Below are 14284 nucleotides of genomic sequence, written 5' to 3' on the forward strand. Positions count from 1 at the left end.
AAATTTTTTTGATGATAAGTTGCAGTTTAGAACACCTAGCACATGTAAAACTCATGACTTCATATTACCCCCTTGATAAATTAAGAAAAATACCTGGACTTGAAAATGTGAAATTCATTGATCCTTACGCCGGAGGTAAGGGAAATTCCATAAGATATCTTTCTGTAGCTCCTGTTTCCAATGACTTAAAAGTATCCGGGGTAGAAAATCTATTCTGCGGCGGAGAAAAAAGCGGATTGTTTGTTGGTCATACTGAGGCAATATGCACCGGATCTTTGGCAGGTCATAATGCTGTTCGCCATGGTCTTGGAATCCCTCCATTGATTTTACCAACCAGCACCATAATAGGTGATATAATAGATTATGCAAATCATAAAATACGTACCAGCGAAGGGAGAAAAAACAGATACACTTTTTCCGGTGCTGAATATTTCAATAGAATGAAAGAAAGAGGCATGTATACCATAGACAAAGTTGTTATAAAACATCGAATATCAAGCTTGAACCTGCTGGATATATTCAACAAGAAACTTCTCTAAAATAGAATCCACCTACAAATACTGCCGGATAATAAAATAACCGCAGTATTTGTATTTTTCATAAGTAAACAGTAATTTTTACCCTATCCATTGATTTCTTCACTTTAAAAAACCTTTCTCTGTAGATCTGTCCTATTTCTTCTCCTATATCATATCTGATGTTAAACTGCATTGGAAATGTTATGAACAATTTTTTTTATAAGTTTTAATAATTCTTCTCTTTCATCCCAGGTATCCAGGCACCTCATTATCCTGTCATAAACTGTTTTCTCAAATTCAATGTGTTCTTTTTGCATCAATATGCCTTGTTCAGTAAGTATTAGCCTATAAGAACGCTTATCCCTGTTACTGATGGTCCTATTTATAAGGTTTCGCTTTTCCAATCTATTAATTATACTTGTCAATGTACTCTTAGGTATTTTTAATATTTCTACTATGTCTTTTATAATTACATCTTCTTTTTCTGAAATAATTCTCAACACCCCTATTTCTGTGGTGCTTAACCCTTGTATCCTTGAAAATTGAGATTCCATGTGTTTACAGTTTGATGCCATTATCATGGAATGCCATATCTGACTTAGTTCATCAACCTGTTTTTGATATTTTTTGTCCAAGCGATCACCCCCCATCTATTTTTGAATGCATGCATTAACCACAAAGCTTTTATAATTTATCCTTTTAAAGTCAAAAGGTTTAAAACCACACTTTTCTATCTGAAACTATTTACTCTTTCAATTACTTCATTATACATTACTTTTACAAATTTTCCATCATGCCCTTCATCGTAACTTTCTGCCTGCCTATCAAAATTTGCCTTTGAATTTTCTTTAAAAAATGTTTTTATCATCTATCATGTAATTTTCTCCTTAATATTAATACCATATTAGTAATGTACTATTTTAGTACTATATCGATATGGTATCATTTTGTAAACTTAAAATCAATATGCCAAATTAATAGATTATTTATTTTTACTAAAATACACTGATATTTTAACAAATTCTAAATTATTATTCTACGGCCCCTCTATTTTTGTTTTAAGCACCACCTAATCCCTTGCAAGTGGATTTTTTAATTTGTGTTTAATACCTCTTACTCAATATGTCCTACTGATTAATTCAAACAATCAATTATGCTGTTTTTTACTTTATCTATTTACACTGCCTAGAAAACAATGCTAATGTTCCAATTGATCACTTCATAAATATTTTTTATACTATAATCTGGATGTATATACTTATATTTTATTTTTATAATACAGTATTCTAAGTCCTTCTAGTGTTAAAATTGGATCAATTATATCAATATAAGAAGTTTCATCCGAAATTAATTTTGATAATCCACCTGTAGCAACAACTAATGGTTCTTTCTCACCCATATCCATCATTTCCCTTTTCATTTTAGCAACTATACATTCCACTTGTCCTACATATCCATACAACAAACCTGATTGAATACTGCTTACAGTATTTTTGCATATTACCTTATTAGTCTTTAAAAGCTCCACTTTAGGAAGCTTGGCTGTTTTTGATGCAAGTGCCTCCAGTGAAATCTTTATTCCCGGAACTATTACACCCCCAAGATGATCAGCCGACATCGTAATTGCACAAAATGTAGTTGCAGTTCCGAAATCAATAATTATAAGTGATCTCTTGTATTTTTCAAGACCCGCAACTGCATTAACAATTCTATCCGCTCCCATTTCTCTAGGATTATCATATTTTATATTTAATCCTGTTTTAATCCCATGTTTTACTATTATAGGGCTAATTTCAAAACACTTCTTAACCATATGTTCAAGAGAATACATAACATCTGGTACAACTGATGAAATTATCACACCTTCAATTTCTGATAATTTAAGATTGTTATATAAAAAAAGGTTCTGAATAATTACAGCATATTCATCTGATGTTTTGTCACTACTCATAGAAAGTCTCCAATCTACAATAAGTTCCTTTTTCGAAAATACACCAAGCACTATATTAGTATTGCCAACATCTATTACTAATATCATATATGCCCCTCCACCTTTATACAAAATGTTTGTATATAAATTTATTCATTATACATATTTTTCAGGAAAAACTGTAATTTGAAATTTTTTATATACCCTAATATCCTTTCCTCCAAATCATTCCACCTGCCATACTCCGTCTTTTAAAAAGTCAGAAGCATTTTCCTGAGCTCTTTTTACTATATCACTGCTATATCCTAAAATACCCAAAAGTTTTATTGCATTTTGAGTTTGGGATCTTCCATCATGTATTTTATAATCGAAGGATATATTATCATCTATAATATTCTCTTCAAAATGATAATTGGAAAAATACCTTTCAAGTATACGGGTAAGCTCCACATCATGAGTAGCCGCCACACATACACAATTGTTTAAAGTCAAATATTTAAGTACCTGGGAAGAAGCTGCCACTCTTTCTACAGTATTGGTACCCCTGAGTATTTCATCCACAAAACATATAGTAGGTACATTATCATTTATACTGTCTATTATCCTCTTTAAGGATTTAGTTTCTACAATATAATAACTTTCATTATTAAATATATTATCCTTTAATGCCATGGAAGTATATACTTTAAAATAACAGCATCTAAACTCCGAAGCCAGGCAGGTGTATATGGTTTGAGCTAAAATAATATTTATGGCAACTGTCTTTAAAAATGTGGACTTTCCAGATGCATTGGAACCTGTAATCAAAATGGAATCCCTCATCACTATTGAATTGGGTACCGGATCTTTTATAAGTGGATGTACCACATCTTTAAAAATACTGGTTTGCTCCTGCTTTTTACTGCATCTGATCAATTCAGGTGTGACATAGTAGTTGAGTCTTTTTCTATATGATGCGACAGCCATACAGCTGTCTATAGTACCTATGGCTTCAAATATAACTTCAAACTCCCTGCTTTTTTCTATAAGCATATCAGACATCTTTTCATAATTGATAAGCTCTACAAGGAAAACCATTCCCACATATTCTGTAAGAATTCCTGTATCCGTACCATTATTGCTTTGGCTAAAGGAAGCATTTTTTATACTTTTTATTTCTTTAAGGGCGTGTCTCAGCTTTTCATTATAGTCTTTAAGTTCTCCTACCTGCTCTTTTAAAATTAATCCTGCATATTTTGCTATTCTCAATATGTACATAAAAGCTTCAAATTTATGTATTATTTTTTTCTTTCTACTGTAATATACCCCTATGTTTAGGCAGAAGGATATAACTATTGTAATCAATCCAATATATGAATTTAAAAATAACGCTCCTATGCCCAAAATGGGGATTCCGGCCAGAATTCTATAATAAGCCAAAAATGACTTTCTTTTTTCTTCTTTCTTATAAAAATAATCTGATATAAAGCAGCCTCTATTTTTACCCAATCTTGCAAGTATATACTGTATTTTTTTTCTTTCTGCTTCGTTATTCTGAAAAAATTGTATCAATTTATTTCTATTCTCAAGTTTTTCATGGTCAAATAAGGGTTCTCTTAACATATTATATAAATATTGTTCTCCTGGACTGCTCTCAGTGGTATTAATATTTTTAAAAATATCGTCCATGCTCAAATCATTCCAGGTAATTTCATCAATAAAAAATTTACTTTTTTCACTTTGCCTTTTATTATTAAAATATTCAGCCATAGTCTTCATATCATCATCATTATATTTTTCCCCTTTTTCCTTTCCCCAGTTACTTTCTATTCTTTCTCTAATTTCATTATTTGCTTTAAAATTTGAAAATGCAGAAAACAAGGTACTTACTACTATAATTATCAATATATATACAACAATAGCTGCCATAATTAACTCTCCCTTAAGAATAAATATTTTTTAATTTTTCCTTAGCAACATATACAATTAAAACAAAATATATTCAGATTATACCATAATAGGTAATTGGAAATCAAAACAGAGAATTTTTAAATGGATTGAACCAGTGACATTATCATAAATTAGCAACAAGATATTCAAAATTTTATTTGACATATATTTATTAAAGATATATAATATAATGATACAAGGAGGTGATAGAATGAATGACAATAAATCTGTATTAATAACGCCTGAAGTCATGGAAGAATGTTTATGTGAATCTTTGGATATAATTGAAAAGAACAACCAGTCACATAAGAAAAATAAAAAACATTTAAAATAGTTTTTTATTTGTGAATAAATGAGTGTAGTAGAAAGTTTTATCTAGTAAAATTTACTTTTTAATGCCCATCAGTTAATCTTTGCATATTGTTCCTTTCTTAACAATAATTTTCTTTTAAGAGTTTATATTTTTAAAAAAATACCCTGTAAATTTCCCACTGCTCCTCATAATATCATTGAGGAGAATAAAAAGTGGTATTTTTATAGGATTGCAAATGAGATCGACTGATCTAAAGGCTTTAGAAGTATTTTCTTTTTTTGTTTTTGCAAGTAATTTTTTACCATAAATTCAATTTTAAGTATTATGGCCTATAGATTTTCTCTACACTTACTTTAATATATTAATATTTATTCACTAATTTCAACTCCATAAATCTTGCATCTTTAAATGGATTATATGTATAAGCCGGAATATCATAAAATCCAGAGGACAAGTACAAATGCTGTGCACTTTTCATGGTCACAAGAGTATCAAGCCTCATATATAAATAATTCATGCCCTTACCCTTTTCAATTAATATGTCTATGAGTTTTCTGCCTATACCTAATCCTCTATAAGTATCCCGAACATAAAATCTTTTCATTTCACAAATATTTTTAGATATTTTTCTAAGAGCTATACATCCTGCACTTTTGCCATCCACTAAAGCCAATATGAGTATTCCCCCTGGCAGGCTGTATTTTCCCGGTAGTGTATCCAGCTCTGTTTGAAAGCCCTGAAAATCAAGATCTATATCCAATGATTTTGCATAGTCTAAAAATAATTTTTTTACCTCTTCTATCTGTGGCTGTTCTTTTACTAATTTAAATTCAATCATATGGTCTTTTCTTTCATAAATATACATAAATAACCCCTTTTATATATTTTATCCCATGGTTGCCCATTGCTAACACTCTCATAATAAGCAATGCTACACCTCTGCTGAGTTCTCCTAATGTAAATAATACTACAAAACTCCTAATTTAACAAAATATTATTTTCATGCATTTATCCTGAATTAAATTGTCGATTATAGTTGAAATATATGAATTAATATAATATAATAAAACATGTTATTTTAATATGAAGGTGATGGAGTTCACCATAAATGCCCTTTAGGGCTAATGACTCCTACAAATAGCAAGGACATTCATACTATTTGCAGGTGTCTTTTATTTTTATTTAAAATATTCATAAATTTATTACTTGAGGAAGTGACAGTTTGATGAGAAAGTATATTTTTATAGCTATAGCTGGAAGTCTGGGAACTATTTTAAGATATGTAATCAGGAATATTCACATTTCCAATTATAAGGGAATTATTCCGATAAATACATTATTGATTAATATATCCGGTAGTTTTCTATTAGCATTTATATTAACTGTAGCTTTAGAAATTTGGACCTTTGATACTGATATCAGATTGGGAATAGCTACAGGATTTATAGGATCATACACAACTTTTTCAACTATGTGTAAAGAAACAGTGGAACTTATGAGAAGAGGATACTACTATTCTGCTATATCCTATATATGCTTTTCTGCTATGCTGGGACTTGCTGCAGCATATTTTGGAGTGATTTTAGCTAGAGAGGTAATTTCAAAATTAGTAAATAAAAATAATTCATACAATTTAGAAGATGAAGATACACCAGAACATGAACAATTGAGGAGAGAGATAAGATGACATATTTATTACTTGCAATTGGCGGAGCATTGGGAAGTTTGTTTAGGTATAGTTTAGGCAAGTTCATGAGTAAAAATTCAAATACGTCTTTTCCCATAGGAACTTTTATAATAAATATCACAGGTGCAATTCTATTAGGCGTTGTAACTTCAATTCACATAAACAGCAATCTATTATTATTACTAGGGGATGGCTTTTTGGGGGCATATACAACTTTTTCAACCCTCATGTATGAGGATCTTAATCTTTTTCAATCAAAAGAAAAGCTAAATGCTTATATCTATATATTGAGTTCATTGTTTCTTGGAACTATAGGATTTGCTCTGGGAACCAAAATAGGTAGTGTATAAAAAAGTGGTGATAATAAATGAAATTAATAATAAGATGGGAGATACTTAAAATTTACATTAGTGAATTGCCAGAAACAAGAAACACAGTTTATATCATGCCTTAGCCCTAAAATCAGACTTTGTTTTTATAGAAATTTTGTTATCTTCCCATCTGACTTAATACCTTTGGATGAAGTATTTTTTTAGTAGCTGTATTTATACTTTTTGAAGAAAGTACTAAAACTATAAAAAATGAAAATATAATTATAAGAATTTTGCTCGTAAAAGAATTTATATAACTGAAAAAGTCATACTTGACTAGTAATTTTACAATAAAACCATGAAGTGCATATACAGACGTAGTCCTTGAACCTAATTTTGTAAAAAACAATTTGCATTTTGGAATTAAAGCCAGAACAAAAACGGATGTAATTATAGCTAACATATATGTAAATATACGCATTATAAATTTAGGATAGATTGGAGTTGAGAGTTGAGAGTAGGAAAAACTCCCATAAAACCATTTATAATCAAAATCATCATTTATAAAATATATTAAACACACAATGATAATTAAAGCTAAAATTGCATACTTCTTTCTTATATATTTTTTAATTATATTTATATGACTTTGGCTGCAAAAATATCCTATTAGAAAATAAGGGAAAAATGTTATTGTCCTAGACAAACTTAAATAGTATCCAATATTATTGTCATATCCAGATAATATAGAGATAAAAATGGCTATTACAATAGAATATTTAATTTTAGAAAAATAAGGTAATATAAGGATCCACATAAAAAGGGACAGAAGATACCATGTAATCCAGTAAGGATAAACGAAAGTAATTTTTGCACTTTGTCCCTTAAGTACATATATATTGAACAGGGAATATAACAATTGAAAAATAATATAAGGGATAAGTATATTATTGATTTTAGAAAAAGTTTTTTCATTCTCATTGATATTTTTACAAAAATAACCTGAAATAAAAACAAAAAGTGGCATGTGAAAAGAATATATAAAACTGTATATTAATTTAACATTTACATATGAGCCTATTAACGGCTCTATTATATGACCAATTACCACCAGTGTAATTAACATAAATTTTAAATTGTCAAAATAATAATTTCTATCTACATTTAATTCCATATCCAACCCCATTTTCATAAAATTTTTTATTAATTAAATTGTATATTTATATTGTTACAGTGGGGTGTTTTATTAATTAACTAAATTTGTATTTTATTAAAGTTCAGTAAATAATGTTAATAAATATTTGCATAATAAAAACATCTCTTCCCTTAGTCTTATAAAGAAAAGATGTTTTATAATAAAAAATTTATTGACTACCAAATAAAATACAATTAAACGCCTGTATAATATTTAAAATGTATTATCCAATAAGCACTAAGCCATAACAGTTAATTTGATCCTTACCGTTTTTATCCTTTAACACACCTATTGGAAATCCATTTGCCCTTATTGTGGCGAATACATCTATTCCACAGGCTTCCATGGAAGGTCTTGCTTCATTAGGATGTCTGCAATTTCCTATATCACATTTTTCACACAGCTTGCAGGGTCCTGCTCCAAAGCCAAATGCCTTATAATCTCCCGACAAAAAAATAACTCTTTCCATTTCAACTGCAATTTTAGTAGTTGAACCTAAATCCAGCCTGCATTGTATAAGGAGAGCTTTATTATAACAGTCAATTATTTCCCGAGTTTCCTTATAGGAAGGGGCATTAGGCGGACAGCAATTGCTTTTATTATAGTTGCCACATCCAAATTTACACTTCATTATTGTCCATGCAGCTATCTCTATAGTATTTGTATCAATTATCTTAGCATCGTGTGCACCCAGTTCCTTTGCTTTTTCGACATATGTTTCCAAATCATTCTTCATTTAAAATTCCCCCTTGAAATCAAACAATTAATTGATAAACTACATTCAATTATACACTAAATAAAGACTTATCCCAATCAAGATAAGTCTTCATTTTATATTTATTATCTCCTCATAGTATAAAATAAAAGTTAGGCCAAAGCTCCTAATTTTTTATATATGGTATTATATACCCAAAAAGCATTTATTAAAAGTAAACTACTTGTAACAATAAATACGCTTCGAATACCAAAGTTTGACGCTATCTGCCCGCCCAACACCGAGCCGCTAAACATACCTAAATATTGTGCAGATATGCTGAATCCGAAAATTCTTCCTATAAGAGGTTCCGGACTGATTTTTCTCACTATTACATTGACTGAAGGGGTTAGTCCCGCAGTTGCCAGTCCTAATAAAAATCTAAGTACCATAAGCTGCCATGGACTTTTTACAAAGGCCTGTGGTATGAATACAATTCCTGCTACAATAAGTGCCAATAGAATAACTTTTCTGGCTCCAATTTTATCTGAAAGTTTTCCAAGCCTAGGTGCAGCTATTATACTTGCTAATCCTGAAGCTGAAAATGTGAATCCGGAAATCAATGCAACATGTGCTGAATTATGAGACAATTCAGTAATATACACAGTTACAATAGGTTCTATGGAATAAAGCGCCAATTGCAGTACAAAAGATGTTACAAACATAATAACTATTAAATTAGGATTTGGAATCAGTTTCCACACCTGTTTAATACTAAGTACCTTTTTCTTTGAAGGTACAAAATTTTCCTTCACAAATATAAGCGTGGTTATAAATGCAATCATCATGAGAGTTCCCGTTATAAAAAATACACTCTGAAGTCCCGTCATTTCTTCCAAATACCCTCCAATAGTAGGTCCTATGAGAGAACCTGATACAGAAGCTGTTGAAAGCGTTCCAAGTGCCCAGCCCACATGTTCTCTCTCCGTTTGGGTGGCAATTAATGTGATACACGCCGTACTATAACCGGTAATAACACCCTGAAGCAGCCTTAATGCTATTAATTGGTATACGTTATGTGAAAATCCCATACAAAATATTACAATTGACATTCCCAGGCTAGCACGAAGCAGCATTGGCTTTCTACCATACTTATCAGCTGCTTCACCCCAAATTGGTGAAAAAATAGCTGAAACTACGAAAGTAACACCAAAAGCAATTCCAGACAATTGTTCAATAGAATTTGTATTATGAACTCCAAGCTGTCTCACATAAAGGGGCAGTACAGGAGCTATCTGACTCATTCCTATTAATGTTACAAACATTCCAAACCAGCAGACTACTAAATTTCTTTTCCAAATCTTCATGAATTAAGCCTTTCTATACTATTAATTCTTAAAATTCTTCAATGATTCAAATATTCTTTTGGAAATAGCCTCATAACCTGCGGAATTAGGATGAAAATTATCAGCGGCAAGATAATTTTGGGAATTATATTTAAAAAGATCATAAGTGGGAATATATACTGCATTATCATATGATGACACTAAATCCTCCGTTTTATAATTCCATTCATTTAACAATTCCAGTTTATCTGCAGTCAGATCATCTCCAAAAGGATTATATAACCCGATAAACGCAACAATGCTGTTTTGATTTTTACTTCTTATTAGTTTAAAAATATTCTCCAAATTTTTCAGGTAACTATTCTGAACCGCTTTCTCATTATTGGGCTGAACAACTGATGAAGATGCATCTGTACTTCTAAAATTTTTGATTTCATTACCTCCAATGGAAATGAATATCATATTCGAGTCCTGTATATATTGAAGATTTTGCTGATCTTTTACAATATTTAAAAGTCCGGAAGACACATCACCATTAACTGCAATATTGATAACCTTTATAGGCTTTTTAGCTTTAGCTCTCCACAAACTTGAGAAATCATTTGCAAACCCCCTGTTGCTTTCATCCCCGGTACCTCTTGCCAGAGAGTCCCCCATAACCAGGATATTATATGAATTACTGTCCAATTTTTTTATTTTAGTATTCACAGCTTTATTTTCACTTCCTTTATCTTTCACTATAGAAGTACTATTTTTACTGGGTGCATTAGTAATTGAAATGGAGTATATAAAACCTGTTGACAGTACTGCTGTAATTATCAGTGCAAAAATCAGTATAGTTAAAAATCTTATTTTTTTATACATCAGACTCCTACCCCCTGAACTAAACCAATACGTCTTGTTTTTGAAACACATTAAAGCTTATAATTAAAGCTGCCAGCGACCATGCACATAATACCAACACGGAAAAAGTAAGGCTCATACCTTGTATTGGCTGATAAGATCCTGCTAAATACTGAGTCAAATCCAAATTTACTGCAAAGAAGTATCTAACTAAGGGCCAATCTGATAAAAACATTTGAAGAAATCCTCCTCCTATGAGGGAGGCCAACATTATACCTATGGAAGTTGCAGTGTTTCTCACTATTACAGAAACCATAAAAGATAAAGTTGCAATATTAATGGAAGTAAACCATCCAAGAGAATACACCAAAATGGCATATTGCCATTGATAAATTCTTATAACGCTTGAAGAATCCAGCTTATCACCTATAACTTTAAATCCCGTTGCCATGGGTTCATTCCAGCCCCCATTGTGAAATATAAAACTTGACACCAATATACACATAACAGCTGATTCTAAAATCACTATACAGGATAAAATCAAAACTGCAATATACTTGCTAAGTAATATCTTCCACCTGGGAACGGCCCGGGTCAGAAGCATCTTTATTGTCCTTGAAGAAAATTCTCCCGAAACAACATCTCCGGCCAGTATTATTATAAGAAGCGGTAAAAACAGATAAACTGCCTGCTGCATAAAATCAATAGTAAATTTTGCACTGCTTGGAGTTATGGGATTTATATTATGGTTTAAATAATATTCCAGCTGATCTATTTGAATATTTATGGAATTTTTTCTATCCTGCTTAATGTATTGATTATTGACAGTATTTTTTAAATACAATATCTGCTGGTTTACCAGTGATCGCCAATTATAATTTTGAGTTTGACCCGGTGTCCCTGAAAATCTTCTTATTGTATGTTTATACGATGCATTTTCACCATAACAAAAAAGAGATACCAGTATTAATAAAATTGCCGAGATAAAAACAAGTTTCTTTTTCGAAAGCATTTTAAATATTTCATTTTCCACTAGTTTTAGCAAATTTATCACCTCCACCGCTAAACAATTTCATTTCCTTCTGTCAGGCTTAAAAATAAATCCTCCAAAGTTTTATGTTTATTATCCACATATCTTATCTTCAAACCCTGCTCTATAAAATAGGAATTTATTCCTTCCAATTTATCTGGAGAAACCTGTGCTTCAAGCTTTTCTTTTACTATTTGCCCATTAATTTTCCATACATCTTTTAAAATTTCTTTTCCCTTTTCATTGTCACTTAGTACCCAGAATACATTTTGATTATTTAATAGTTTATCTACATCTGAACTTTCCAAAATCGTTTTTCCATTTTTAATTATAGTTACTTTATCACACATGAGTTCTATCTCAGAAATAAGATGACTTGATATCAGTACGGAAATATTCTGCTCTTTTGCTATTTTCTTTATTAAATTTCTAAGCTCGCTTATACCTGATGGATCCAATCCATTAGTTGGTTCGTCTAAAATAAGAAGCTTTGGATTGTGCATTAGGGCTTGTGCAATTCCAAGCCTCTGCTTCATTCCCAATGAATATGTACTTACCTTGTCTTCTATCCTATTTTTTAAGCCTACCAACTTTACAGAATTTATTATATCCCCTTTCCCAACATTTTTACTCATAGATGCCAGCATTTTAAGATTATCAATTCCACTCATATAATTATACAAATCAGGTCCCTCTATAATACATCCCACATTTGACATGGCCTTTACATAATTTTTAACTATTGAGCACCCGCATATTTCAATCTTCCCGGAGGTAGGTCGTGAAAGTCCTACAATCATTCTAAGAGTAGTGGATTTACCTGCTCCATTTGGGCCGAGGAAACCCATTATTTCTCCTTCTTTCATGGAAAAGCTTATTCCCTTAATTATATTCTTACCTTTTATTGTTTTTATTACATTGTCCAACAGCAAAACTTCTTTTCCCATAACATACCTTCTCTTTAACAATTATATACTATACATTTTATTATGATTAATTTTACAATATATATCAACATTATAAATACAATTTAATATTTTATTCATTTAAAATAATTGAGAAGAGCCATACAAACTCAGTATAGCTCTTTTTTCACTTCACCTTGTATTACCACTTTTCATAGTGGACTATATCTTCCAATCTTTTTCTTGGTCTAGGCTGTGGCTCTTCATCCGCATATCCAATTGTAATCACGCATAAGACATATTTATCTTCAGGTATGTTCAATACCGGTCTTATGTCTTTTTGGGTAAACCAGGCAATCCAGCAGGTTCCCAGCCCCAAATTTTGTGCTTCAAGCACAATATGTTCTGCTGCAATTGCAGTATCTCTAACTACTTGTTTAACTTCTTCCTGAGAGCTGTATTCATCTACAGACAATTTTTCACTTCCTTTTATTCGCGAATTCAAATCCCCAACGCATACTATAAATAAAGGAGCTGCATTCATCCACTGTTGATTATGGCAGGCTTTTGATACCTTTTTTTTCATATCCTCTGATTTTACTACTATGAAATGCCAGGGTTGAGTATTATCTCCTGATGGTGCAATTCTTGCACTTTCCAATAGTTGAATTATTTTTTCCTCTTCAACATTCTCATTTTTATACTTTCTTATACTCCTGCGTCTTTCAATTTCCCTAATCAATCTTTATCTCTCCTTTATATACCTAATGTACAAAGTACTAAGCCCTTTGCCACGGCTAAATTTATACATATATTATATCAATTAGCAAATCTTTGTAAAATTATTTTATTGATAATTATATATCATTTGATATATAATTATCAATCAGTACAAGTTTAATTCTACTTATAAAATTTCATTAATATAATCAAATATATTTACTTTTTATATAATAAAGTAAATACACTATTATTACTTAACTAATTATACAAGGGGTGATACCATGCAAAGAATATGTGTATATTGCGGTTCAGGTTTAGGTGCACGTAAAGAATATACTAAAGGTGCCAGATTACTTGGAAAAGAATTAATTAAAAATGAAATACAGCTTGTATATGGTGGATCCAGTACTGGACTTATGGGGGAAATTTCAAATGAAGTTCTAAAAAATGGTGGAAAAGTTATTGGTGTTATTCCCAAAATGCTTCTTTTAAATGAACCACCTAATAAAAACTTAACTGAACTTATCCAGGTTGAAAACATGAGTGAAAGAAAAGAGAAAATGTCTGATCTTTCTGATGGGTTTATAGCTCTTCCAGGAGGACTTGGTACCTATGAAGAACTATTTGACACCATAAGCTGGGCCAGACTTAAAATTCATAAAAAACCCATAGGATTGTTGAATATAGAGCATTTTTTTGATCCGCTTTTAGACATGCTTGAAAATTCCTGCAGAGAGGGTTTTATAAGTGAACTCAGCCTGAAACTCCTATTGGTTTCAAACAATGCTCATGAATTGATAAATAATATGAAAACTTATAAGCCTTACTAAATATCAAGGGAAAATTTTATTATAAATTTT

Annotated in this window: 17 protein-coding genes and 1 riboswitch; of the genes, 5 read left to right on the top strand and 12 right to left on the bottom strand. The window is 30.8% G+C overall.

The window, feature by feature from the left end; translation table 11 throughout:
* A partial coding sequence (locus AB8U03_RS14525) for an FAD-dependent oxidoreductase (RefSeq protein WP_369705282.1) occupies window positions 1–539 on the top strand: 539 nt, incomplete at its 5' end.
* Window positions 540–700: 161 nt separating this feature from the next.
* On the opposite strand, the gene AB8U03_RS14530 is transcribed toward AB8U03_RS14525, so the two are convergent.
* From AB8U03_RS14530 to AB8U03_RS14545, 4 genes are all read right to left on the bottom strand, one after another.
* Window positions 701–1153, bottom strand: a complete 453-nt coding sequence (locus AB8U03_RS14530; protein WP_369705283.1) for a MarR family winged helix-turn-helix transcriptional regulator — start codon at window positions 1151–1153, stop codon at window positions 701–703.
* Window positions 1154–1248: 95 nt separating this feature from the next.
* The gene (locus AB8U03_RS14535; RefSeq protein WP_369705284.1) at window positions 1249–1386 is read right to left on the bottom strand and encodes a hypothetical protein; all 138 of its coding nucleotides are present in this window, start codon (window positions 1384–1386) and stop codon (window positions 1249–1251) included.
* 390 nt (window positions 1387–1776) lie between these two features.
* Complete coding sequence (locus AB8U03_RS14540) at window positions 1777–2556, bottom strand: type III pantothenate kinase (protein ID WP_369705285.1); 780 nt, start codon at window positions 2554–2556, stop codon at window positions 1777–1779.
* A 117-nt stretch (window positions 2557–2673) separates the two neighbouring features.
* Entirely contained in the window at window positions 2674–4356 is a 1683-nt protein-coding gene (locus tag AB8U03_RS14545) for a MutS-related protein (protein ID WP_369705286.1), read from the bottom strand.
* Between the two features lie 232 nt (window positions 4357–4588).
* On the opposite strand from AB8U03_RS14545, the gene AB8U03_RS14550 reads away from it, so the two are divergent.
* Window positions 4589–4711, top strand: coding sequence for a hypothetical protein (locus AB8U03_RS14550; RefSeq protein ID WP_369705287.1), 123 nt, complete (start codon window positions 4589–4591; stop codon window positions 4709–4711).
* Window positions 4712–5051: 340 nt separating this feature from the next.
* On the opposite strand, the gene AB8U03_RS14555 is transcribed toward AB8U03_RS14550, so the two are convergent.
* Window positions 5052–5555: a GNAT family N-acetyltransferase gene (locus AB8U03_RS14555; protein WP_369705288.1), complete on the bottom strand. Its 504-nt coding sequence runs from the start codon at window positions 5553–5555 to the stop codon at window positions 5052–5054.
* Between the two features lie 214 nt (window positions 5556–5769).
* Window positions 5770–5831, top strand: a riboswitch (Fluoride riboswitch).
* An 84-nt stretch (window positions 5832–5915) separates the two neighbouring features.
* Here AB8U03_RS14555 and crcB (AB8U03_RS14560) point away from each other — a divergent pair.
* Complete coding sequence (crcB, locus tag AB8U03_RS14560) at window positions 5916–6377, top strand: fluoride efflux transporter CrcB (protein ID WP_369705289.1); 462 nt, start codon at window positions 5916–5918, stop codon at window positions 6375–6377.
* Window positions 6374–6727 carry a fluoride efflux transporter CrcB gene (gene crcB / locus AB8U03_RS14565; protein WP_369705290.1) on the top strand — a complete coding sequence of 118 codons (354 nt, stop codon included), beginning with the start codon at window positions 6374–6376 and terminating at the stop codon, window positions 6725–6727. The genes crcB (AB8U03_RS14560) and crcB (AB8U03_RS14565) overlap by 4 nt, the downstream gene beginning before the upstream one ends.
* A 139-nt stretch (window positions 6728–6866) precedes the next feature.
* Here crcB (AB8U03_RS14565) and AB8U03_RS14570 read toward each other — a convergent pair whose 3' ends face one another.
* The 7 genes from AB8U03_RS14570 to AB8U03_RS14600 form a co-directional block, all read right to left on the bottom strand.
* Window positions 6867–7880: an acyltransferase family protein gene (locus tag AB8U03_RS14570; protein ID WP_369705291.1), complete on the bottom strand. Its 1014-nt coding sequence runs from the start codon at window positions 7878–7880 to the stop codon at window positions 6867–6869.
* A gap of 226 nt (window positions 7881–8106) precedes the next feature.
* Entirely contained in the window at window positions 8107–8619 is a 513-nt protein-coding gene (locus tag AB8U03_RS14575; RefSeq protein WP_369705292.1) for a DUF2284 domain-containing protein, read from the bottom strand.
* 131 nt (window positions 8620–8750) lie between these two features.
* Window positions 8751–9944: a multidrug efflux MFS transporter gene (locus AB8U03_RS14580; protein WP_369705293.1), complete on the bottom strand. Its 1194-nt coding sequence runs from the start codon at window positions 9942–9944 to the stop codon at window positions 8751–8753.
* Between the two features lie 21 nt (window positions 9945–9965).
* Window positions 9966–10787 (bottom strand): GDSL-type esterase/lipase family protein, encoded by an 822-nt coding sequence (locus AB8U03_RS14585; RefSeq protein WP_369705294.1) that lies wholly within the window; start codon window positions 10785–10787, stop codon window positions 9966–9968.
* A 19-nt stretch (window positions 10788–10806) separates the two neighbouring features.
* A complete protein-coding gene (locus AB8U03_RS14590) occupies window positions 10807–11811 on the bottom strand; it encodes an ABC transporter permease (RefSeq protein WP_369705295.1) in 1005 nt (334 codons plus the stop codon).
* Between the two features lie 17 nt (window positions 11812–11828).
* Window positions 11829–12743 (bottom strand): ABC transporter ATP-binding protein, encoded by a 915-nt coding sequence (locus AB8U03_RS14595; protein WP_369705296.1) that lies wholly within the window; start codon window positions 12741–12743, stop codon window positions 11829–11831.
* 160 nt (window positions 12744–12903) lie between these two features.
* Window positions 12904–13443, bottom strand: a complete 540-nt coding sequence (locus AB8U03_RS14600) for a nitroreductase family protein (protein WP_369705297.1) — start codon at window positions 13441–13443, stop codon at window positions 12904–12906.
* Between the two features lie 262 nt (window positions 13444–13705).
* On the opposite strand from AB8U03_RS14600, the gene AB8U03_RS14605 reads away from it, so the two are divergent.
* Window positions 13706–14254: an LOG family protein gene (locus AB8U03_RS14605; protein ID WP_369705298.1), complete on the top strand. Its 549-nt coding sequence runs from the start codon at window positions 13706–13708 to the stop codon at window positions 14252–14254.
* The last annotated feature ends 30 nt before the right edge of the window (window positions 14255–14284 follow it).

Source organism: Clostridium moutaii (genome assembly GCF_041205085.1).
Lineage (GTDB): Bacteria > Bacillota > Clostridia > Clostridiales > Clostridiaceae > Clostridium_B > Clostridium_B moutaii.

What these genes read in the sequence shown, in the direction of transcription:
- AB8U03_RS14570 (WP_369705291.1), bottom strand. Translation starts at nt 7,880, where the DNA reads ATGAAAATGGGGTTGGATATGGAATTAAATGTAGATAGAAATTATTAT.
- AB8U03_RS14550 (WP_369705287.1), top strand. Translation starts at nt 4,589, where the DNA reads ATGAATGACAATAAATCTGTATTAATAACGCCTGAAGTCATGGAAGAA.
- AB8U03_RS14575 (WP_369705292.1), bottom strand. Translation starts at nt 8,619, where the DNA reads ATGAAGAATGATTTGGAAACATATGTCGAAAAAGCAAAGGAACTGGGT.
- AB8U03_RS14535 (WP_369705284.1), bottom strand. Translation starts at nt 1,386, where the DNA reads ATGATAAAAACATTTTTTAAAGAAAATTCAAAGGCAAATTTTGATAGG.
- AB8U03_RS14605 (WP_369705298.1), top strand. Translation starts at nt 13,706, where the DNA reads ATGCAAAGAATATGTGTATATTGCGGTTCAGGTTTAGGTGCACGTAAA.
- crcB (WP_369705289.1), top strand. Translation starts at nt 5,916, where the DNA reads ATGAGAAAGTATATTTTTATAGCTATAGCTGGAAGTCTGGGAACTATT.
- AB8U03_RS14595 (WP_369705296.1), bottom strand. Translation starts at nt 12,743, where the DNA reads ATGGGAAAAGAAGTTTTGCTGTTGGACAATGTAATAAAAACAATAAAA.
- AB8U03_RS14545 (WP_369705286.1), bottom strand. Translation starts at nt 4,356, where the DNA reads ATGGCAGCTATTGTTGTATATATATTGATAATTATAGTAGTAAGTACC.
- AB8U03_RS14580 (WP_369705293.1), bottom strand. Translation starts at nt 9,944, where the DNA reads ATGAAGATTTGGAAAAGAAATTTAGTAGTCTGCTGGTTTGGAATGTTT.
- AB8U03_RS14585 (WP_369705294.1), bottom strand. Translation starts at nt 10,787, where the DNA reads ATGTATAAAAAAATAAGATTTTTAACTATACTGATTTTTGCACTGATA.
- crcB (WP_369705290.1), top strand. Translation starts at nt 6,374, where the DNA reads ATGACATATTTATTACTTGCAATTGGCGGAGCATTGGGAAGTTTGTTT.
- AB8U03_RS14540 (WP_369705285.1), bottom strand. Translation starts at nt 2,556, where the DNA reads ATGATATTAGTAATAGATGTTGGCAATACTAATATAGTGCTTGGTGTA.
- AB8U03_RS14555 (WP_369705288.1), bottom strand. Translation starts at nt 5,555, where the DNA reads ATGTATATTTATGAAAGAAAAGACCATATGATTGAATTTAAATTAGTA.